The sequence below is a fragment of the Alicyclobacillus dauci genome, assembly GCF_026651605.1.
In the GTDB taxonomy this organism is placed as follows: domain Bacteria; phylum Bacillota; class Bacilli; order Alicyclobacillales; family Alicyclobacillaceae; genus Alicyclobacillus; species Alicyclobacillus dauci.
The window spans coordinates 1,739,128-1,761,316 of the sequence record NZ_CP104064.1 but is presented as its reverse complement, the minus strand read 5'-3'; the positions used below and the strand labels follow the sequence as shown (position 1 = coordinate 1,761,316).

The window sequence follows — 22,189 nt, the reverse complement described above, 5'->3', positions numbered from 1 at the left end:
GGATGACCTCTTTCTTAGAACAGGGACTGTCTTCCTCTAAGAGTATATTGGATATGAGCGAAAACCTCACGCATTGCTGAGTGGAACTCGCGCCTGGTGGAATGCGCCGCGAAGCCAGTTGCCTGGATATCCAGCCTTCTCGCAACGGCAAGTGCGCGAGGCAGGTGGTAGTCGCTCGTGATGATGACTGCAGTTTTGAGTCCCACCGCGTTCATGACGCGCTGGCTGTTTCTTAAGTTTTCCCAGGTATCCTTCGATGTCCTGTCCTCGAATATCACTTCCGGTGGAATCCCGTTCAGTGCCAAGAAACGCTTCATCGATCTCGACTCTGTCACAATCTCATCCTCACCTTGTCCACCGCTGACGATGAGCGTTCGAACGACACCGTGACGATAGAGGTGGATTGCGCTGTGGAGGCGAGATCGGAGAGGTAAGCTCGGTCGATATCCATCCGTATACGCACCGAGGACAATTCCTGTGTCGCTCACAGCAGGGCGCTCGCGACGACCAGCCCGTCTGAGATGCTGAGCAAACTGCTCGACAAACACAGTTGTTCCGAACACCGTGGTCAGAATGACCACTGCAAATATAAGTGAACCAATCAGCATGAGGAAGCGCACCGCCTTCGCGTACCGCACAAAAAGAAGCCATGTTTTCCTAACATACTGTACGTTTGGTGATGGCGAATTAGACGCGTGTCCCATTGTACAATCGAAAAACAGCCCGTGCTTTCGCACGAGCCGTCGTCACACTGTATATGCGAGATACCTTATTCGAGGAAATCCTTCAATCGCTTGCTGCGGCTCGGATGGCGCAACTTGCGAAGCGCCTTGGCCTCGATTTGGCGAATTCGTTCCCTTGTAACGCCAAACACTTTGCCTACCTCTTCGAGTGTGCGAGTGCGGCCGTCATCCAGGCCGAAACGCAAACGCAGGACGTTCTCTTCGCGTTCAGTCAAAGTGTCGAGCACATCTTCCAGTTGCTCCTTAAGCAATTCGTAAGCTGCTGCGTCTGCAGGAGCCGGCGCTTCGTCATCCGGAATAAAGTCGCCGAGGTGCGAATCATCTTCTTCACCGATAGGTGTCTCCAACGAAACGGGCTCTTGCGCGATTTTCTGGATTTCGCGAACCTTATCAGGTGTCAGATCCATCTCTTCCGCGATCTCTTCCGCAGTCGGTTCCCGGCCCAGCTCTTGAAGCAGTTGCCTCGACACGCGAATGAGCTTGTTGATGGTCTCCACCATATGAACGGGGATTCGAATCGTCCGAGCTTGATCCGCGATGGCACGCGTGATGGCTTGGCGAATCCACCAGGTAGCATACGTACTAAACTTATATCCCTTGCGATAATCGAACTTCTCAACAGCCTTGATGAGACCTAAATTACCCTCTTGAATTAAGTCAAGGAACAGCATGCCGCGACCCACATATCGTTTAGCGATACTGACAACGAGACGCAAGTTTGCCTCTGCCAAGCGCCGCTTTGCCTCTTCGTCTCCAGCCTCAATGCGCTTCGCGAGTTCAATCTCATCTTGGGCGGACAAGAGTGGCACGCGTCCGATTTCTTTCAGATACATGCGAACAGGGTCGCTAATCTTCACACCAGGTGGCATGGAGAGGTCGTTCAGATCATACGATTCTTCTTCGTGTGATTCTTCTTGCTGACGATTCCCATCTCTGTCATTGACAACATCGATACCCTTTGCCGCAAGATGTTCAAAGAAGTCATCCAGCTCTTCCGTATCTTGCTCAAACGGAGATAGGCGGTCCGTAATCTCTTCGTAGGTCAACGAGCCTTGTTTTTTCCCAAGCTCGACTAGTTGTTGCTTCGCAGCTTGAAGGGTGAGTCCAGTCTCTTCTTCGCGGACTTCGTCCTTTGCTTTCGTCATTTTCCCCGCCTCCTTTACCCTAACGGACCACTTACGATCCCCGGGGCCTCTTGAGTGTTGCAATCTGGTTCTGTAGTCGCTCCACTTGCAACTTTATCTCTCTAGATTGTGTTTCATCACCCGTTGCTTCGGTGTCGATCCACTGTCGAAGCAAGTCTCGGTATTCTGCCTCTAAGTGATGCAACTCTACCGTCCTCACGTAGTCATCCAGTAGATCATGCGTCAACTCCGGTATTTCGCCAAAAAACAGAGACGACGCAACCTTTCCAAGTGATTCGTCGTCAAGTTCGTCGACGAAAGCAGCGGATGAAGCGTCTGGATTGGACAATCGCCACGCATAAAGTCTCGCCAACAGAGCCGTCTGCACGGGTTCAGCCAGCTCGGTCACACCTTTATCCATGACATACATACATGCTTCTTTGTCAAACAGGACTGCCTGTAGGAGACCAACACTCGCTTTGGACACAGCTTTCTCCAAAGGTTGTATCCGTTCCGAGGACAACGCCCGATCTCGATGTTGACTACGCCTGATATTTTGTTTCGCGAACGTCCGAAGTTCTTCCTTCAACGTTTCGACAGACAAATTAAATTCCTGTGACAAATTTCGCAGCTCGTACTCTTGCTCTACTGGTGTAGCGCGCTCAGCCAAGAGTTGCAACGCCTGTCGAACATACTCAGTACGTCCAACTGAACTCACCAAATTTGCTCGCTGTCGAAGATCATCTAACAAGAATTGAACAACAGACAAAGTTTGTCGCCCAAGCAACCTTTTAAACGACTCTCCACCGTGGGTTTGGACGTATTCATCCGGATCTAAGCCATCAGGAATCCTCAGTATCAGCGGTTCCAAGCCCGCCTCCACCAAAATATCGATGGCTCGAACGGCTGCCTTCCTACCTGCCTCGTCACCATCGTATGAAATGATGACTTTATCACAATCCGACTTGAGCAATTTTGCTTGCTCTTCCGTTAAGGATGTTCCTAAGGTGGCGACACCTTGCTGGATACCCGCTTGGGACAACGAGATGACGTCCATGTAACCTTCAAGCAACAGGGCCGTGCGATCCCGGCGGATGGTCTTCCTCGCGATGTGGTAGTTATACAGAAGTCGACTCTTGTGAAAGAGGTCGTTCTCGGGTGAATTCAGGTACTTTGGTTTGACATCCTGTTCCATCGTACGACCGCCGAACGCGATGACTTCTCCCTTTTTGTCCAAAATTGGGATCATCAAGCGCCCACGAAAACGATCCAACGTCCTCGTACCCATCTCCACAGCCAACCCACAAGCGACCAACTCGGCATCTTGAAAACCACGTTTCCTGAGAAAGGTTACGACGGTATCGCCCGCCTTCGGCGCGAGTCCCAGTCGAAATTCCACCATTGTTTTCCGTGAAATACCGCGTTTTTCTAAGTAAGTTAGGGCTTGCACACCGGCATCTGTATTCATTAGAATGTAACTATACAGCTTTGCCGTTAACTCATGAGCTTCGCGATATCTCTGGTGCTTTGTGTTTGGTCGAGCGGCTTCTGCGTCGCCAACGCCGTCCGGAAGTTGCAACCCAGCGCGCTGCGCTAGAAGTATGACAGCTTCAACAAATGTCACCGACTCGATATCCATGATAAAGCCAATAACCGTACCGCCCGCTCCGCAACCGAAGCAGTGATACATTTGCCTATCAGCTGACACGGAAAATGAGGGCGAACGCTCGTTGTGAAACGGGCACAACCCCGAGAATGACCGACCGCTCCGACGTAGTTGAACATAGTCGGATATGACCTCAACAATGTCGACCCGCTGGCGTAATTGCTCAAGAAACCACTCAGGTACTTTGCTCACCGCACAATCACCTCTTCGGTGCGCAGTTCCCGCGTAGGTCGAACCGGCCTTGATATTCAGCTTCTATACTGTTATTCTACAAACACGGATACTTTCCTCCTTCTCCCGCAAAATTTGAGTCGGGTCTGTTAGTCATTCTTCGACAAAATGCCTCACCCACGGGGACTTGCCGAAGCACTCTCCCGAACAATTGTCAAGATACGCTCTAGTATCGACGGTTCGAGTTAAAATTATCCTCATTTTATCCTGCAATCCAGTGTATGGTTTGACAAACAATCTTATGTGTGCTTAAAGAGCCCTTTATAGAAATGGCCCTTTTCTTTATACTAACACAAAAACACTACCACTTACAAAATAATAGTATTAGGTATCTACTGGAGATTTTCGACTCGTTACGATGCCCAAAATAATTCCCGCGGTCTCTTCTACAGCGCGATAACTCACGTCGACGACGGGACAACCGAGCTGGTCCATCACTTTACTTGCAAAAGCAAGCTCTTCTTCAATTCTCTTCGACGAAGCATACAGTGCCTGTTCTTGTAAGCCCAGTGCTTTCAGGCGCTCCTGGCGAATCAGGTTGAGCTTGTCCGGTCGTATGGTTAATCCGATGACCTTCCGGCGTACTTCATCTTCGTAAAGTTGTCTCGGCGGTACAGACTCGGGCACAAGGGGTATATTGGCTACTCGAATGGTTTTGTGAGCCAAGTACATGCTGAGAGGCGTTTTAGACGTTCGAGATACACCGACTAGAATAACATCCGCATCGTAGAGGCCTCGAACATCCTTACCATCGTCATATTTGACGGCGAACTCAATTGCTTCAACCCTTCGAAAATAGTCGGCGTCCAGTTGATGAACGAGGCCAGCTTGAAGTCTTGGTGCTTCGCCGATGCACGCTTCCAACTCAGTCATCATGGGGCCCATGATATCGACATAACGAACACCAGCGACAGTGGCACGACGGATCAAATGAGCTTTCAATTCCGGCAGGATGATGGTGAAGGCGATGATCGCCCCTTCTGATGCCGCAGCATCGACAGTTTCTTCGATCGTTTGGATATCGCGTAAATGAGACACGCGGCGCAGGATGACGTTTCCCCCATCAAATTGACTGGCCGCCGCACGGACGACTGATTCGGCTGTTTCGCCAATCGAATCAGAAACCACGTAAATGACTGGGATTCGTCTCATATGGGATCTCCTCCGTTGTCAGTACCGAAGGTCTCGGCAAGTTGGTCGAGAATATGGCGTGATTTCAAATATAACCCTGCGAAATCTGATAGTTGATAGTATAGAGTTTGCTTTAAAGCTCGTCTGGTGGCAACAGAAATTTGAATATGACCAAGCTTGTCAATTGATGTCCGCTCAAACAAATAAAGAATTTTCCCCATGGATTCGGGAACAGGGAACGAAAGGCTGATATCGGTAAACAGGGTGCACTTTCCGCAAATGAGGCCGCCTTCTCTAGTATGGTACCGAACAGCGGGCGTGAGCGGCTCATTGCACCGAATACAGGTGGTCCACTCCGGGCTGACACCAAGCCACCTCGACATCTTCGTTTCCCAGACACGGGCGAGAACTTCTGAATCACTCGGTCTATCAACCAGCGCATCGAGGAGAGCGGTGAACTGGCGGTACATGGCCGGATCGCCATCCGGTCGTTCAGGCGCAGAGTGCAGTATCAGTTCACAAAAATAGGCGGCATACGCCGCCGACTCAAGATCTTCATGAAGACGGCGCCGACTTGCCACCACTTCGACTTGTGAGATTGTCCCCATACCTTTACCTTGATAGATGGAATACGTACCTTCAGCGCACAAGCGAATCCCTGCTGCAAGACGGCTTTGTGGCTTCATGGCACTGCGGGCCATTGCCGACACGCGCCCGATCGGTGTCAGTAACGTGACAATGGCATGTGTCTCCCCATACCGAACTGTCTTTACGACGACAGCCTCAGTGTTGTACAGCAATATCTTCCAACTCCCAAAAGTCGATGAACTGAGAGTCACCGGCGGCTTCTTATTGCGGATGAACCGTGTCTGTCTCATTCGAAATGTTGTCGTCAGACGAAGTCACCTCGGACTCCTCCGATAATCCGTTGCAAGCACCTCGGTATAAAAGATAAGCGTCGATATCGCCCGTCAGTTCAAACATTTGCCAAGTCAGATCCCGCAACTCAAATCGTCTCCTTTTTGAGTATCTCCGGTGCCTTCGTCTCTAAGCTTGGCTCTATTTTGCCGCACGGCCAATTGCGTCATACTCTGAAGTGACTGGTAAGCCCGTCCATCTGATGAGCCTCGCGAGCGGCCTCCCATATCAGTTTTTTCATGTAACCTGGAGAGGCATCACTCATCCTGGAAGCCAAACTGACGAAGCACCGTCGGTCGGTTTCGCCAATCCTTCTTTACCTTCACCCACAGTTCAAGATACAGACGATTTCCCAACAATCCTTCCAAATCGCGGCGAGCCAATTCACCCACGCGCTTGAGCATTTGTCCCTGTTTTCCGATGAGAATTCCTTTTTGACTGTCCCGCTCCGTGTAGATGACTGCATTCACGTAGACCGTGTCATTGTTGCGCCGTTCCATCTGTTCCACATCAACCATAACTGAGTGCGGTACCTCTTCCTGAGTTAGCTGGAGAACCTTTTCCCGGATGATTTCCGTGATGATAAACTGCTCCGGATAATCCGTCACCATGTCGTCTGGGTAAAACTTAGGTCCATCAGGGAGACGCTCTTCGATCAGGCTCACCAATACCCCGGTCTGGTCTTCTTTTAACGCAGAAACGGGAACGTACTCGTCGAATGCATAAATCTCTTGGTAATCATGGATGCGATCAAGCAATTTCGGCTTGTCCACCAAATCAACCTTATTCAGGACAAGGAAAATCGGCGTCTTGACACTCGCGAACTGCTTCACAATTTCGATCTCGCCCGGGTGGACGCCAGTTGTCGAATCCACGACAAACAAGACCAAGTCCACTTCCTTCAGTGTTTGAGTAGCCACTTCGACCATATACTCACCAAGACGATGGTGCGGGGTGTGAATACCGGGCGTGTCGATAAAAATGGTTTGAGATGTTTCAGTCGTTCTCACGCCTCGAATCCGATTGCGGGTCGTTTGAGGCCGGTTCGACATAATAGCAATTTTCTGTCCTATCATGGCGTTCAAAAGCGTCGACTTGCCCACATTCGGTCGACCGATGATGGCAACAAATCCAGACTTATAGTTCATCCTGAACCTCCTTACGATCTGTCCAAAGTTGAATCTCTCGATACGGTCTGAACCGCAGTACCCAAATCGTGACGACGGATATGATAACGAGTCCGGTTGCGACGGGATGGACATCCGAAAACAACTGGAATCTCCACGGTCTAGTACTAACTAAAATCCACACAGCGACCAATAATGCCCCAAAGGAAATCATCGTTACGGCGCCGGCCATGGCATCTTTCGCGATCCCGGCCGCCGCATGGTACTTGCGGTCGACGGTCAAATCGATCGTCAATTCGACAGCGGTATTGGCCAGTTCTGCGCCAAATACGCACATTGCCACAAAGAGACTAATCGCGACCACCGTCAGCGATGGTCGCAATATCAATTCGATGAGTGCTAACGTGTTGAAGAGCCAAAAATGACGCTTCATATTCGGTTCCACGTTAAATGCATAAGTGATCCCATTCACCGCATACCTTAGAGCACTGAATAAGGAACTTCGCGGTCTCGCAGCCGTCTCATTCATGCTTCTCGCCCCGTTACTTTGACTCGGAACGGACGAGTCCAAGTTCAACGAGAATTTCTTCTTGCAAGCCAAACATCTCTTGTTCACTCTGCTCATCTTGATGGTCATATCCGTTTAGATGTAAGAAGCCATGAACGAGCAGAAATGCCAATTCGCGTTCCAGTGAATGGCCGTACGCATCAGCCTGTTCCTTTGCTTTATCAATGCTGACGACGATATCCCCTAACATGGTGGGTCCATCTAAGTCAGGGAATTCGTCACCTTCTTGCATGGCAAAGGACAAAACATCCGTTGGTCTGTCGACGGATCGATACGTTCGATTTAGCTCGTGGATGGTTGCGTCGTCGACAAACAGGACGGAAACTTCACCTGAAATCCCCAAGTGATTGGCCGCAGCCGAGAGTACCTTATCCGTGAAGGCCGTTGCATCTTGCTCGCTGAGCGGCCATGGAACCTGCGTTTCAACTTCTACGACCAAGTGTGTCGATTCACTCACTTAGCCACTTCCTTCCGAAGTTTATCAATATCCGGGTACTCAATACGTGAGTGGTAGATTCCCTTTAGTGTCTTCATAAACGCACCAATCATGACATCGAGATCTTGCAGTGTCAAATCGCATTCGTCCAACTGTCCATCCTGCAACCTGTCTCGAATAATCTTCCGAATGACACCCTCGACTCGATTTGGGGTGGGTCGCGCCATACTGCGTACAGCAGCCTCAACCGCATCACAAATCATGATGATGGCACACTCTCGAGTCTTCGGTTTCGGACCCGGATATCTGAAATCGTCTACCTTTGTAGTACCGTTCTTGTCCTGTTCTTTCGCCTTGTTGAAGAAGTACCACAAAATCGTCGTGCCGTGGTGAGTTGCACAAACGTCCTGAATGGGCTTCGGCAACCCCGCACGCTTCTGCATCTCCAAGCCATCGCTGACATGCGAAGTGATAATCAGATGGCTCAGACTCGGTGCAATTTTATCGTGTGGATTTTCCTTCGTCATTTGATTCTCGACGAAAAACATCGGGCGCTTTGTCTTACCAACGTCGTGGTAGTAAGCCCCCACCCGACACAACAAGGGATCCGCACCCACGATTTCGGCAGCTGCTTCTGCCAAATTGCCGACAATCAGACTATGGTGGTACGTCCCGGGAGCTTCCATCAAAACTTTACGTAAAAGCGGGTTGTTCGGATTGGAAAGTTCCAATAAGCGAATTGGCGTGAGCAATCCGAATGCCGTTTCAAAAAACGGCAGAACACCCATCGCGAGAATCGCTGCAACAATTCCATTCAATGCGGCAAGGCCAATGTGCAGCGAAAAGGAATGAAAGTCATCCGTGTGGTCAGCGTGCAAAAGATGCAGCGATATCACTGCGCCAACATTCATGAGAGAGACAAAAAATCCTGCACGCATGAACGTTCCCCTGCTTGTGACCTTGGAAACACTGTATGCACCCACAAGTGAACCAACAAAACCGTAAAAGACAAAGTCATAATTAAAACTTAAAGCGGCACCGAGCAGGAATGAAAAGTAAAATGACGCGACAACAGCCAATGATGAATCCATCATGACGGTAATCAGCATCGCTCCAAGTGAAACAGGGAGAATGTATGCCGAGGACACGGGTCCCCCTGCATTGACTATCCACTTCGTAAAAGCGATTAAAATCGACATCAGAACAAAGACAAGGCCAAAAATGGACAGCATTAAATTGTCCACTTTTCGTCGCGGTGCCCGTCGTTCTACGTAAGCCGCCAAGAGCCCAACCGCAAGGGCAATAAACGCAGCGAAGCCTACCGCGACACCGAGATTTGCTCGACTCGAGTACAGACCGACATCCCGTAACTTGCTGAGTACGTTCGCCGTGACGATACCATAACGTGAGACAATGACGTCTCCTTGATGAATCATCACCGGGGGAACTGCTGCTGCGGCTTGATCTTTCGCCCGCTGTGTCTCTGCCGCCTGGTACACCATGTTGGGTTTCAATACGCTGACAACAACGTTTTGAACAATTAGTTCAGAGACCTTATCGAGTTCCAAGGTGAGCATTTGTCTATCCACCAACAGGGGCGCCTGCTGCATCGACTCTGCGTAGAAAGGCGCACCTAGGAGATCCTGTACGATCCGGTCTGAATCTCGCTGCAAGGTGTTGATTTGCGCAGGAGTCAGGTTCAGTAGCGCGCGTAAAGTTGACTGTGAGACTCCCTTAGGGGCAGTGGCAGCCAACGTTTCTAGCTTCTGCGTTGTGTTCATTGTCTTATCGGAAATGACTTGAACAGCTGTGGAATACAATGCATCCACCTGATTTACGGCATCCGACTCAACTTTGGTGGATTGCTCATATTGCTTCGGTACTTTTTCCTCGGCTGCTTGCCTTGCAGCCTGTGTTGCAGCTGTGTCAACGGTCGTTATGGGAGACCGTACGGTAACTGGGCTTGTCTGTCCAACCGTAAATTGATATCTGGGCGGAAGAATACTTCCAACGAGAATAGCAAACATCAAGATACCGAGAAGTATGTAAATCGTGATCCGGACGCGCCGGTTTTCGCGAAATCGTGCATCGTCGAGAAATTCCCGGATGGTTCGTCCCCATCTCGCAAACACCATGGCTCTTTACCCCTCGTCACGCTTGTCCTCTAGACCTCTCCATGTTGCACTTTTTTGCTTCGTTCGACGTCTAATTGGACACTCGTTTATAGGAAATGTAGCCGTCCTGCGATTGTCAACCAATCGCGGACGGTCCTCTTTCATCTGCTAGGCTATAGGCTTCAATGATTTTCTGAACGAGATGGTGGCGCACAACATCAGATGTGGAGAACATGTGAAACGCAATTCCACTCACGTCGCGAAGAACTTGATTGGCGTGCACAAGACCGGACATTTTACCGCCGGGTAAATCGATCTGTGTGACGTCACCTGTAATCACCATTTTTGAATGAAACCCAAGTCGAGTCAAAAACATTTTCATCTGTTCACCGGTCGTGTTCTGCGCTTCGTCGAGAATGACGTAGCAATCGTCCAGTGTGCGACCGCGCATGTAAGCCAATGGAGCGATTTCAATATTCCCGCGCTCCAATGCCCGTCCAACTTGTTCCAATCCATAAATATCATACAATGCGTCGTACAGAGGTCGAAGGTATGGATCCACTTTTTCCTGCAAATCACCGGGCAGAAATCCTAACTTTTCGCCCGCTTCCACCGCCGGACGCGTCAACACGATGCGCTTCACTTCTCCACGCTTTAAGGCCATAACAGCCATGGCCACGGCGAGGTAGGTTTTCCCGGTTCCGGCTGGTCCGACGCCAAACACGATATCGTGTTTCGAAATGGCATCGATATACCTGCGCTGACCGAGTGTTTTCACCCGAATTGCTTTGCCTTTATATGTCATGCCGATCTCGGTTGTGTATGTGTCAACAATACTGTCCAGATCGCCAGATTTAGCCGTATTGATGACATATCGATAATCGCCGTCATTCAACTGCATTCCGTGCTTAACGAGCGTTGTCATCGTACTGATAATGGACTGCATCAGCTCAACTTCAGCTTCGTCACCAGTGAACACAACTTCCGTCCCACGGGTCGTAACCTTCGCGTCAAACGACTGGTCGAGGAGTGCGAGTAGTGAGTCATTCGGTCCCAACACCCGAACTGCTTCTTCATTGGTCGCGAAGACCCATTTACGAACTGACTGGTTATCTGTCAACCAAAAACCATCTCCCAAGCCTTACATCAATGCGGCGAATTCGTATCGTTTTCCTGTTTGGGCTGCGGCGCTGGTATCGGAGCAGCGACCCCAATATCTTGTTCAACCCTTGTCAGAACTGTCTCGTATAGAGTACCATGGGTAACTTGCTCGTGTAAAACAGATTGCCCGAGGATTCGACCTTCGCCGCGCATTTGTGAACGAACGTCAGATGCGGCGAGATCGAGTGCTGATGATTTCGCTTGCTCCATAGAATAATTTTCGGCAGATTGTGTCGCTTCATACAAGCGAACGTTCTCCCACTGAATTGGAGATGTAATATTTCCTATTTTCCAGTCCGTTATCTTGTCCCGCTCATAGGAAGCGGGAAAGTGAGGTTCTTGCCATCCCCAGACACGCAACCGGAGCGATCCGATGGCTATATAGTCACGCTGAACAGTTTCCCCCGTCAGCCCCTTCTGAACCACTTTTAGGGGAACGGCGACTTTTGACGTGTACCAGACCTCACCCATCACTTTTGCGTCCGCCGGTACACTGGGCTGACCGTCAGCGAGGTTCCCCGTGACAAGCACCTGACCCGGGCGGACGTACTGATTGGCTTTGACCAGAACGCGGCCCCGGGCAGCCGATACGCTTCGGATGACAGCTGGCTGGGTGGCCACGATGTTGTGCGGCGTTTGGTCTAATGGTTTGGTGCCTTCGACTTTCGGGATCGCCTGAATGGTCGTGACAGAACCGGTGGTACGTACGCCAATCCAGACGAAATCAGGCGCTTTCTTAAGAAGAAACTGTTGAAGCTTGACCGGATCGGCGAGCTGAGACTTGCGTTGCCCCACGTACAAACCAATGGACTTGGCCGCCTCACGAATTTCATTCACACCTTCGTCGTCCTTCGGTCCTGTGACATCAATCCGCCAAATCACCGAAGACATCCCGTACACGACACAGAGAAACGCTATGGCTCCAACGGCAAGGGACTTTCTCCTCCATAAACGTTGACGCCAAAAAGGCAATCCGTGTCGCCCTTCGATTCGAAACCGAACGTGATGGGCTCGGCATGTGCGATAGACCGCATCAAAGTCTCGTAGGCAGATGTTACAGTAACCAACGCCGTTGCGAACGCGAACAAACCTAAGTGGAATGCCGTTTTGCTGCAGTAGTCCTAGGCATTGCCCGACGTTTCTACCACGCAGTACGAGCGTTAGTTCACCGTATAATTTGTACTGTACGGCAGAGTACTTCATGATGCACCCCGTCCACTTCGTACGTACTCCAAGCGCATCACTTTACCGGTTATGTGAACCTCACGGTCCGTTACCAAAGTCACTTCAAAATCTTGACCGTGGATGGCGAGAACCTCGTTACCGAGGTTGAGTGTGACTTCCTCCCCCTCAACCTTTAAGAGACCACGCGCGTTCTCTACAACCACATTCTTGCCATCGACGCACGTGACGCGGGATACATCCAGAAGTGCATCCGGCGGCAGCTTCAGCATCTCAGTTGCCGACTGCTTAAGTCGCGCTTTCCATCCTGGCATGGCTACTCCTCCCCAATGCATGCGTATGAGGATAATAGCCCTGCTAGTACAAAAAATGAGGACATGTGCCATCCAAGTGGACAACATGGGGCAACAATAAAAAAACCGCCGCAAATGCGACGGTTTGTCCATTGAAAATAATAGTGCAGCAGGTTACGACAAAAGGGATTGCACCATTTGTTGAACTGCCTTGCCGTCTGCGCGACCACGGACCAGCGGCATCAATTGTCCCATGACTTTCCCCATATCCGCTTTCGACTGAGCGCCTACTTGCACGATTACATCAGAAACAATTTGCCGTAGTTCGTCTTCGCTGAGTGGTTCCGGCAGATACCCTTCAAGAACTGCAATCTCTTCTTCTACAGCAGTTATCAAATCCGTACGATTCGCATCTTGGAACGCTTGGAGGGAATCTTTGCGTTGTTTGAGCTCTTTCTGAATCACCGCAAGGATGTCTTCTTCTGAAAGAGGATGCCCGAGTTCAATCTCTCGGTTCTTCGTAGCAGATTTAACCATCCGAACCACTGACAGTCGGACTTTGTCCTTGTCTTTCATCGCCTGCTTTAAATCTTGGTTCAGACGTTCTAGCAATTCCACGAAACGGCCTCCTGAACTTCGTCGAAATTAGAAGCCACGGCGTTTGTTCTTACGAGCAGCTTCAGCTTTCTTTTTCCGTGCAACACTAGGCTTTTCGTAGTGTGAACGCTTGCGAGCTTCAGCCAGAACGCCATCCTTTGCAGTCGCCTTCTTGAAGCGACGAAGTGCGCTGTCCAGTGATTCATTCTTGCGTAACCGGATTTCCGACATCCTTATTCCCTCCCTCCAATGATGCATCAATCCGTATTATAGTACAGTGAAAAAAACCTAGTCAAACATAGACGGTGAGAAACGAGAAAAATTCGTGCCTGTGATCATCTTTGTCGGCTCGTCCGCATACAGTCAAAGCGGATAGGAGGGGACACAGATGTGGGCAAACGCCATCGCCGTTGTGCTATCCCTCGTGGCATTTATCGGCGGCCTCAAAGTGATGAGGCAGGGCCTGGAAGGCCTAGCCGAAGGTCGCCTCGCGAAATGGCTACAGCGCTTGGCACAAACGCCAACACGGGGTATCTTAACTGGCACAGTCACGACTGCTGTACTGCAGAGCAGTGCCGCAATCACGGCCATCACCGTCGGGCTCGTCGCAGGACGAAACTTAACATTTCGCAATGGGCTCGGGATTGTGCTGGGATCAAACGTGGGCTCGACACTCACACCCCAAATTCTCACCCTCAACCTCTGGAGCGTGGTCATCCCATCGCTTGCTGTCGGCATCCTAGGCTTTTTGACAAGAAAACCAACGCTTCGCCAACCCAGCCAAGCGCTTGTGGGATTTTCCTGTATTTTCATCGCTCTGGAAGCCTTAAAAGTTTCCCTTCATCCACTGACCACAAGTGTCTGGTTTCGAGATGCCCTTCAGCTTGCTGGGGGTCATATTCTCATTGCGATCCTCGCCGGTTGCGCGGCAAGTGCACTCGTCCAATCGTCAACAGCCACCACCATTATTACCATGGCACTGGCCAGCACCCATGTCATTCCTACGTCGGGTGCCATCGCAATAGTGCTCGGCGCGAACGTTGGTACGTGTTTCACATCCGTCATTGCAGCCATTGGCGAATCTCGTCAAGCCCAGCAGGTTGCGCTGGCACACGTGATATTAAATGTATTCGGAGTGCTTGCATTTGTTCCAGTCATGGGGCCATTTACGTCATCCATGGCGCATACAAGCCCCGATATCGCTCAGCAAATTGCGAATGCACACACCGTATTCAACATCGTTTGCACCGTGCTTGTGTGGCCATTTACGCGCCATTTCGCACACCTTATTGAACGCTTACTTCCGGACGAGCTTCACGCCTGAACTGGTACCCAACCGATGGGCGCCGTACCGCAACATTTGGACGGCCGCAGAAGGCGTGCGAACGCCGCCTGAGGCCTTGACCCTGGCAGTGCTGCCCGCAACCATAGCCATGGCGCTGACATCGGCTAACATTGCGCCGCCCTTGTGAAAACCGGTGGACGTTTTAATAAAGTCCGCACCCGCGGCAACGGAAACCAAGGCTGCCTTGATCACCTGATCAAATTGCAGTGCACTCGTCTCGACGATGACTTTGATCTGCGGACGCGGGACCAACGACTTAGCCGTGCGCACAACCCGCGCCACGTGCGAATAGACCGTCCACACATCATCCTCGACCATCGATCCGACAGGAACGACCATATCGATTTCACGTGCACCCTTCGCAGCTAACTCCATCACTTCGTAGGCGAGTGCGTCGGGTGATGTCGCCCCGAAGGGAAACCCAATGACCGTACAGACGTTGGTGTCACTCTCGGCAAGCACCGCGGCTGCGTGACTGACGTGTTGGGGATTGATGCAAACAAGGGGAAACCCATGTCGACTTGCCTCTTGGCAGAGATTTTCAACGTCAACAACGGATGCCTCGGGCTTTAGCAACGTGTGCTCAATGGCGCCCCGCACATCCTCTGCTGTGATATACTGCTTTGGCAGTTGAACGGTTGATTCCGGCGCCAAAGTCAACTCTGGCATCGTGATGTTAAGCTCCTCGCGACATGCTGCCACCAGCTCCTCAACGACAGGGCGAACGCACTCGTAAGCTGCATCCACGTCTGCCTGGGGAGAATCACTTGATAGCTGTCTCCAGGATCGTTCGAAGTCCCCATCTCGCCAGGCCAGTACGGCGGCTGCCTTGCGGAAAATAAACGACCAATTGGCATAGCCATTTGCGTCGTGCTTGGCTCTCGCTTCATCAAACGGCAGGAAGTATGCTCCACGAACTTCTTCCGCTTGGTGCTTTGGTTGTGCGTCCGTATCAATCGCTTCCAGTAAAAACAACCGAACTTGCTTGCGGACGAGCCGGCCGTCGCGCCGGATCGGGTATTCAACGCGGCCTAAAGCACCCAGTACATGTGTTTCGATCCCGGTTTCTTCAGCCACCTCACGAATTGCCGCCGTTTCCCAGTCCTCACCGGATTCCAAGTGACCTTTTGGAAACGTCACGTGTCCATATGCGTCGTCTATGAGCAAAACCTCGCGCTTTGTCCCTGTATTGCGAATGACCAGTCCACCCGCTGCGCGTTCGATACGATGTGTCATGAAGAAAGCCTCCTTAAGCGTTCCTCTGTGTCCTCGGCGACCGTCACTTGAGCAACCATTTCGCCGACTTGCAAGTGCGCTCCCGTCTGGTTGACACGCACCCGTGTCACCTCGCCTATCACCCGTTCCATGTCCACATGATCCGGTACTGAGAACGCCACTTTTAAGTAGTTATCCGCATGTCCAACGACCATGCGCGAAGCAAGTGGGTGATGCCCTAAGTGATGGCGCGTCTCGTCGTCGGCAAGCGCAATCGGGCTCTCCGCAATGACCTCGATCTCGTTTCCAGCAAACCGCGCTGCATACGAAGCGGTCAAGGTCTCTGACAGGGCGATAAGCCGTTCCACGCGTTCATGCTTAATGTCTTCCCGTACCTGATCCGGAAACTTCGCCGCCGGCGTCCCGCGACGCTTGGAGTAAGGGAAGACGTGCAACTGTGAAAATTTCTCTCGCTTGATGAACTCATATGTGTCCTCGAAGAACTCGTCCGTCTCCCCTGGAAATCCCACGATCACGTCACTGGTAATGGCCAAGTCCGGCAGTGCCTGTCGCAGTTTTGCGAGCTTCTCTGCGAACTCCTCTTGCGTGTAGTGACGGTTCATCTTCTTTAAGATTTGGTTGTTCGCAGCCTGCAACGGAATGTGCAAATGGTTTACCACCTGCGTTGAACGTCCCAGTACCTCAATGAGCTCATCGTCGATCTCGCTCGCCTCAATCGAGCTGATCCGCACCCGGTACAAGCCCTCCACCTGCTCCAGATCCTGAAGTAGATGGGCCAGCCTGTATCCGTCCAAATCGGCCCCGTAACCGCCCGTATGAATGCCCGTCAAAATAATTTCGCGGTACCCAGCCCTAGCGAGTTTGCGCGCCTGCGCCACAATCTTTTCTGGTTTTCGGCTGCGAATGAGGCCTCTTGCCCACGGAATGATGCAAAATGTGCAAAAGTTATTGCATCCGTCTTGAATCTTGAGATTGGCCCGCGTCCGCTCTTCGAAGTACGGGACGTCCAGTTCTTCGAACTCCCGCGTCTTGAGAATGTTGCCAACCACTTGAAAAGGGTTTTGTTCGCGGCGTACATCCTCTACGTAATCGACGATCTTCGATTTCTTATCGTTTCCGATGACGAGATCGACACCTTCGATTCGCGCGATTTCCTCCGGCGCGATTTGCGCGTAGCATCCCGTCACCACGACGACGGAATCCGGATTGGTCCGGACTGCGCGTCGGATCATTTGGCGGCTTTTCTTGTCGCCACCGTGCGTGACCGTGCAGGTGTTGACAACGTACACATCGGCCTCGTCCTCAAAAGGAACCTGGGTGTACCCATTCCGTTTAAAGACTTGCCAAATGCCCTCTGTATCATAAAAGTTGACTTTGCAACCAAGTGTATGGAAAGCCACCTTCGGCAAACTCCATCAACCTCCCATGTCCCCGAAATGTGCAAGCGTCACGGCCAATCCAGCCGATCCGGCCGTCTCCGTACGCAAAATACGCGGGCCCAGTGTCACCAGCGACGTCTCGTCAAACTCTAGCAACAAAGCCCGTTCGCGCTCACTCCAGCCCCCTTCAGGACCGATGAAAAGCGCCCGGTGGTTCGTTTTGTCGCCGATGCTTCGCAGGGAAGCGGCAATTCCCGTCGCCTGTTCAGCCTCATCTAAAACAACAAAGTGTGTGACACCCTCACGGATAAGTTCCTGGCACAAAGAATTCAAATTGCGCTCATATTGCACACATGGAACTCTATCGCGCTGCGACTGCATGGCTGCTTCACGAGCGACCTTTTGCCACCGTCCAAGCTTATTGTCCACTTTGCCTTGGAGGCGGACAACGGAACGGTCTGCCTCATAGACAACGAACATGTGAGCGCCAAGTTCCGTGCACTTTTGTACAATCGTCTCCATCTTATCACCTTTGGCGAGCCCTTGAACGATTGTGACGAGGGTCTTTGGTTCCGCAGGACGATACGGCTCATTCAACCGTACCGTGATGTCTTTCGATCCGACATCCGATATGGCACCGAGCCACGGTCCGTTCGTCAGCGCCAAGACGATGGGTTCACCAGGCTGGACTCGCAGGACTCTCGCAAAGTGGTGCCCGTCTTCCCCACCTATGATCAGATCCTTGCCCACTTCGCCCATTTCATCGAGAAAGACACGAGGCAACACTACTCTTTCACCGCCAAGAGCGCCATCCAATCATCTTTTTGGTAGCGATGTTCAATTCGAAATCCGTGCTTTTGGAGTGCCTCTTCCACGGCAGGCGCCTGCGTGTCGATGAAGCCCGACGAGATCAATCGACCGCCTGGGTTCATGCGTGCGGCAACCTGGGGAACGAGCAAGATGACAATATCTCGCAGAATATTGGCGATGGCCACATCGAATTTCGTATCCGCCGCGAACCCACCGAGCAGGTTGCCCTCTTGTACCGTGACGTGGTTTGCCAAGTCATTCTGGGCAACGTTTTCCTTGGCTGCGCGGACGGCCACCGGATCGATATCGATGGCTGTGACGTGCCCTGCACCAAGCCTTGCTGCAGCGATGGCCAACACGCCTGTCCCAGTTCCAACGTCCAGTACTTGCTTTGCAGACAAATCAATGTCAGCGAGCGCCTGTGTGCACATTTGTGTGGTTTGGTGTGTACCGGTCCCGAAGGCCATGCCGGGCTCGACAATGATCGGTTTTCGCCGTCTCAACTCTTCCGGCAGGTCATCTTTATTCCAGATGGGAACAATGACGAGATCATCCCCGATTGGAATCGGTTCATAGTGCTCTTTCCATGCATTTAACCACATGCTGTCGTCGACGGACTCGATGCGCACATTGTCCCCAGTGCTCCCCACTTCCAGCCCTGATTCTTGCACTCGGCGAATGACATTTTCGACCCGTCCGCGAATGTCCTCTGGCGAGTGAGACTCCGGGAAATAAATGGAGACTTGGACCCCATCCGTCGGGACGATCATCTCATCAAACCATTCCCCGTACTCCGGGTGGGGGACTTGCAGTTCACCAATGCCCTCCAGTTGAACGCCCTGAATATCCGGAAAGTCCTGTAACAAAGCCGCAACTGCATCTGCTGCCTCGTGCGTGACGTGAAACTGGACATGCCACCAATGCACCTAACATCCTCCTAAACACAACGATACGGTCCAACACATGGACCGTATCGAAAAGCGTATTCGTGTTGCGCGGATTACGCGTTGCCGAGGAACGCATCCTTCATACGCTCCATAAACGATCTCGCCTGCTCGTTCGTCTGGTGCCCTAGTTCCTTCCCAAGTTCGCGGAATAGTTCCTTCTGCTTCTCGTTCAAGTTCGTCGGCGTTAACACTTGTACCCGAACGTGCTGATCGCCGCGGGTTGCCGTGGAACCGAGCTTGGGAATACCCTTACCGCGCAGGCGGAACGAAGTACCTGACTGCGTCCCTTCGGGGATGCGCAGTTTCACATCGCCATCCAACGTCGGTACGTCAATTTCATCACCCAAGGCGGCCTGAACGAATGTTAACGGCATGTCGAGATATACGTTTGTTCCCTCACGTTCAAACAAATCGTGGGGACGAACGCGAATGACGATATGCAGATCCCCAGGTTGACCGCCATTCGGGCTGGCTTCACCGGCTCCGGAGACACGTAGACGCATTCCCGTATCGACACCGGCTGGCACTTTAATTTGCACAGTCCGACGAACGCGCCGCCGGCCTTGGCCACGACAGTCTGGACACGGGTCCTCGATGATCACACCTTGACCGTGACAATTGGTGCAGACGCGTCGGTTCACCATCCGTCCGAACGGTGTGTTCGTAACCGTCTGTTGCTCACCTGTGCCGTTACACACGGTACATTTTTTCGTGTGGGTTCCTGGTTTTGCGCCACTTCCAGCACAAGTGGAACACGTTTCCGTACGGGGGATTTGAATTTCTTCTTCCACGCCGAAAGCTGCATCCTCAAAATCCACTTCGAGTTCATACTCTAAGTCCTGACCACGCTGTGGACCGCGGGATCGGGGACCTCCGGAACCGCCGAAGAACATATCAAAGATGTCACCAAAGCCGCCAAAGTCAAAATCGCCGAAGCCCGCACCTTGACCACCAAAGCCGCCCTGAGACGGGTCTTGGTGCCCAAACTGGTCATATCTTGAACGCTTTTGACTATCCGAGAGCACATCGTACGCCTCTGCAACCTCTGCGAACTTCTCCTGCGCTTTCGGATCATCCTTATTTACGTCAGGATGATATTGTCGAGCCAACTTACGGTAGGCCTTTTTAATTTCTTCTGGGCTGGCGGACCGGCTGACACCGAGCACCTCATAATAATCTCGCTTGCTCACCGGCACCCCTCCATCGCTACATAGTCTGATAACCCTGTCTATCTTACAACGACAGGCAGGGTGTCGTCATCCCTGCCGAATCGTCGCGTGTTTTAACGTAGATCTCGCAAAAGAGAAATTACTTCTTGTCCTTGTCGACCTCAGTGAATTCCGCATCCACGACGTTGTCGTCCTTCGCTTGTTCGCCTTCAGCCGTTGTCGCACCAGCTTGTGCTGTCTGCTCGTACAGCTTCGTTGACAGCTTATGCAGCACCTCGGTCAACTCGTCCTTCGCTTTCGTGATGGCATCCGTGTCGGTGCCTTCGAGTGCCTCTTTTAATGCCTTCTGCTTATCTTCCGCTTCCTGCTTCAAGCTTGCATCGACTATGTCGCCGAGATCGCGGATGGTCTTCTCCGTTTGATAAACAAGTTGGTCCGCCTCGTTGCGCAATTCAACCTGTTCGCGGCGCTTTTTATCTTCTTCCGCATGCATTTGTGCTTCTTTCATCATGCGGTCGATCTCGTCCTTCGAAAGTCCGCTCGAAGCCGTGATGGTAATCCGCTGCGATTTGCCTGTGCCGAGGTCCTTCGCATTCACGTTGACAATACCGTTGGCGTCGATGTCAAAGGAGACTTCGATTTGCGGAATACCGCGCGGAGCCGGCGGAATGTCACTGAGGGTAAAGCGACCCAGTGTTTTGTTGTCTCGTGCCATTTCGCGTTCGCCTTGCAGCACGTGAATTTCAACGGAAGTCTGGTTGTCAGCAGCCGTCGAGAACACCTGGCTCTTCGATGTTGGAATCGTCGTGTTGCGATCGATCAGACGCGTAAACACGCCGCCCATGGTCTCAATTCCAAGGGACAACGGTGTAACGTCCAACAGGACGACGTCTTTCACTTCACCCGTCAAGACACCGGCTTGAATGCCCGCGCCGACAGCCACAACTTCATCCGGGTTGACACCTTTCGATGGTTCTTGTCCGATGAGCTTCTTGATGGCATCTTGGACAGCCGGGATCCGAGTGGATCCACCAACCAAAATGACCTTGTCGATTTGACTTGCGGACAATCCTGCATCTTGCAGCGCTTGACGCGTTGGTGTCAAGGTTGCCTCAATCAAATCAGCGGTGATTTCTTCGAACTTCGCACGGGTGAGGTTGACTTCCAAGTGCTTCGGGCCCGATGCATCAGCTGAGATGAACGGCAGGGAAATCGTCGTCGTCAAAGTCGATGACAGTTCCTTCTTCGCTTTTTCAGCCGCGTCCTTGAGACGTTGCATGGCCATTTTGTCCTTGCCCAAGTCGATGCCCGTGTCCTTTTTAAACGTGTCGATCAAGTAGTTCATAATCCGGTTGTCGAAGTCGTCGCCGCCGAGGTTGTTGTTACCACTGGTGGCCTTTACTTCGAACACGCCATCACCGAGTTCGAGAATGGATACGTCGAATGTACCACCGCCGAGATCGAATACGAGGATGGTGTGGTCGCCTTCCTTATCCAAACCATATGCCAAGGCGGCAGCGGTTGGCTCGTTGACAATGCGGAGTACTTCGAGTCCAGCGATTCTTCCAGCGTCCTTCGTAGCTTGGCGTTGACTGTCGCTGAAGTAGGCTGGTACGGTGATCACCGCCTGTGACACCGTTTCGCCGAGATACGCTTCTGCATCGGCCTTCAACTTTTGCAGAATCATAGCCGAAATTTCTGGCGGCGTGTAGGATTTATCATCAATTTGAACTTTGTGATCCGTTCCCATATGCCGCTTGATCGAGATGATGGTCTTGTCCGGATTCGTAATGGCTTGACGTTTCGCAACGTCACCGACGAGACGTTCACCATCTTTGCTGAAAGCGACAACTGAAGGGGTTGTACGATTGCCTTCCGCATTGGGAATGACAACGGGTTCTCCACCCTCCATCACAGCGACACATGAATTTGTTGTCCCAAGGTCGATACCAATGACTTTTGCCACTCTAGTTCCTCCTCAATGTTCAGTAATGCTGATTCTGCCAGAGGCA

General features: G+C 51.8%; 22 protein-coding genes. 1 reads left to right on the top strand and 21 read right to left on the bottom strand.

The window, feature by feature from the left end; all coding sequences use genetic code 11:
• Positions 1-14: 14 nt before the first annotated feature.
• From NZD86_RS08770 to rpsU, 15 genes are all read right to left on the bottom strand, one after another.
• Positions 15-638, bottom strand: a complete 624-nt coding sequence (locus tag NZD86_RS08770) for a YdcF family protein (protein WP_268046134.1) — start codon at positions 636-638, stop codon at positions 15-17.
• Between the two features lie 131 nt (positions 639-769).
• Positions 770-1,888, bottom strand: coding sequence for an RNA polymerase sigma factor RpoD (gene rpoD / locus NZD86_RS08765; RefSeq protein WP_268046133.1), 1,119 nt, complete (start codon positions 1,886-1,888; stop codon positions 770-772).
• A gap of 31 nt (positions 1,889-1,919) precedes the next feature.
• Positions 1,920-3,725 carry a DNA primase gene (gene dnaG / locus NZD86_RS08760; RefSeq protein WP_268046132.1) on the bottom strand — a complete coding sequence of 602 codons (1,806 nt, stop codon included), beginning with the start codon at positions 3,723-3,725 and terminating at the stop codon, positions 1,920-1,922.
• Between the two features lie 363 nt (positions 3,726-4,088).
• Complete coding sequence (locus tag NZD86_RS08755; RefSeq protein ID WP_268046131.1) at positions 4,089-4,916, bottom strand: pyruvate, water dikinase regulatory protein; 828 nt, start codon at positions 4,914-4,916, stop codon at positions 4,089-4,091.
• A complete protein-coding gene (gene recO, locus NZD86_RS08750) occupies positions 4,913-5,773 on the bottom strand; it encodes a DNA repair protein RecO (protein WP_268046130.1) in 861 nt (286 codons plus the stop codon). The genes NZD86_RS08755 and recO overlap by 4 nt, the downstream gene beginning before the upstream one ends.
• Complete coding sequence (locus NZD86_RS08745; protein WP_268046129.1) at positions 5,745-5,900, bottom strand: YqzL family protein; 156 nt, start codon at positions 5,898-5,900, stop codon at positions 5,745-5,747. The genes recO and NZD86_RS08745 overlap by 29 nt, the downstream gene beginning before the upstream one ends.
• 170 nt (positions 5,901-6,070) lie before the next feature.
• A complete protein-coding gene (gene era / locus NZD86_RS08740) occupies positions 6,071-6,961 on the bottom strand; it encodes a GTPase Era (protein WP_268046128.1) in 891 nt (296 codons plus the stop codon).
• Positions 6,951-7,469 carry a diacylglycerol kinase gene (locus NZD86_RS08735; protein WP_268046127.1) on the bottom strand — a complete coding sequence of 173 codons (519 nt, stop codon included), beginning with the start codon at positions 7,467-7,469 and terminating at the stop codon, positions 6,951-6,953. Before NZD86_RS08735 ends, era begins: the two co-directional genes overlap by 11 nt.
• 13 nt (positions 7,470-7,482) lie before the next feature.
• Positions 7,483-7,965, bottom strand: coding sequence for an rRNA maturation RNase YbeY (ybeY, locus tag NZD86_RS08730; RefSeq protein ID WP_268046126.1), 483 nt, complete (start codon positions 7,963-7,965; stop codon positions 7,483-7,485).
• Positions 7,962-10,079: an HD family phosphohydrolase gene (locus NZD86_RS08725; protein WP_268046125.1), complete on the bottom strand. Its 2,118-nt coding sequence runs from the start codon at positions 10,077-10,079 to the stop codon at positions 7,962-7,964. The genes ybeY and NZD86_RS08725 overlap by 4 nt, the downstream gene beginning before the upstream one ends.
• Before the next feature lie 115 nt (positions 10,080-10,194).
• Positions 10,195-11,178, bottom strand: a complete 984-nt coding sequence (locus NZD86_RS08720; protein WP_268046124.1) for a PhoH family protein — start codon at positions 11,176-11,178, stop codon at positions 10,195-10,197.
• 26 nt (positions 11,179-11,204) lie between these two features.
• Entirely contained in the window at positions 11,205-12,422 is a 1,218-nt protein-coding gene (locus tag NZD86_RS08715) for a sporulation protein YqfD (RefSeq protein WP_268046122.1), read from the bottom strand.
• Complete coding sequence (locus tag NZD86_RS08710; protein ID WP_268046121.1) at positions 12,419-12,715, bottom strand: YabP/YqfC family sporulation protein; 297 nt, start codon at positions 12,713-12,715, stop codon at positions 12,419-12,421. Before NZD86_RS08710 ends, NZD86_RS08715 begins: the two co-directional genes overlap by 4 nt.
• Before the next feature lie 153 nt (positions 12,716-12,868).
• The gene (locus tag NZD86_RS08705; RefSeq protein WP_268046120.1) at positions 12,869-13,312 is read right to left on the bottom strand and encodes a GatB/YqeY domain-containing protein; all 444 of its coding nucleotides are present in this window, start codon (positions 13,310-13,312) and stop codon (positions 12,869-12,871) included.
• 27 nt (positions 13,313-13,339) lie between these two features.
• Complete coding sequence (rpsU, locus tag NZD86_RS08700; protein WP_268046119.1) at positions 13,340-13,522, bottom strand: 30S ribosomal protein S21; 183 nt, start codon at positions 13,520-13,522, stop codon at positions 13,340-13,342.
• Positions 13,523-13,679: 157 nt separating this feature from the next.
• Here rpsU and NZD86_RS08695 point away from each other — a divergent pair, with 157 nt between their 5' ends.
• Positions 13,680-14,615 (top strand): Na/Pi cotransporter family protein, encoded by a 936-nt coding sequence (locus tag NZD86_RS08695; RefSeq protein ID WP_268046118.1) that lies wholly within the window; start codon positions 13,680-13,682, stop codon positions 14,613-14,615.
• Here NZD86_RS08695 and deoC read toward each other — a convergent pair.
• The 6 genes from deoC to dnaK all read right to left on the bottom strand — a co-directional run bounded on the left by deoC (position 14,589) and on the right by dnaK (position 22,143).
• Entirely contained in the window at positions 14,589-15,872 is a 1,284-nt protein-coding gene (gene deoC / locus NZD86_RS24480) for a deoxyribose-phosphate aldolase (RefSeq protein WP_326492646.1), read from the bottom strand. The two genes, NZD86_RS08695 and deoC, sit on opposite strands and share 27 nt — an antisense overlap.
• Positions 15,869-17,281 (bottom strand): tRNA (N(6)-L-threonylcarbamoyladenosine(37)-C(2))-methylthiotransferase MtaB, encoded by a 1,413-nt coding sequence (mtaB, locus tag NZD86_RS08680; RefSeq protein WP_268046117.1) that lies wholly within the window; start codon positions 17,279-17,281, stop codon positions 15,869-15,871. Before mtaB ends, deoC begins: the two co-directional genes overlap by 4 nt.
• Before the next feature lie 6 nt (positions 17,282-17,287).
• Complete coding sequence (locus tag NZD86_RS08675) at positions 17,288-18,037, bottom strand: RsmE family RNA methyltransferase (RefSeq protein WP_268046116.1); 750 nt, start codon at positions 18,035-18,037, stop codon at positions 17,288-17,290.
• Complete coding sequence (gene prmA / locus NZD86_RS08670) at positions 18,037-18,987, bottom strand: 50S ribosomal protein L11 methyltransferase (protein ID WP_268046115.1); 951 nt, start codon at positions 18,985-18,987, stop codon at positions 18,037-18,039. The genes NZD86_RS08675 and prmA overlap by 1 nt, the downstream gene beginning before the upstream one ends.
• Positions 18,988-19,061: 74 nt before the next feature.
• Positions 19,062-20,198: a molecular chaperone DnaJ gene (gene dnaJ, locus NZD86_RS08665; protein WP_268046114.1), complete on the bottom strand. Its 1,137-nt coding sequence runs from the start codon at positions 20,196-20,198 to the stop codon at positions 19,062-19,064.
• Positions 20,199-20,316: 118 nt separating this feature from the next.
• Positions 20,317-22,143, bottom strand: coding sequence for a molecular chaperone DnaK (gene dnaK / locus NZD86_RS08660; protein ID WP_268046113.1), 1,827 nt, complete (start codon positions 22,141-22,143; stop codon positions 20,317-20,319).
• Positions 22,144-22,189: the final 46 nt, after the last annotated feature.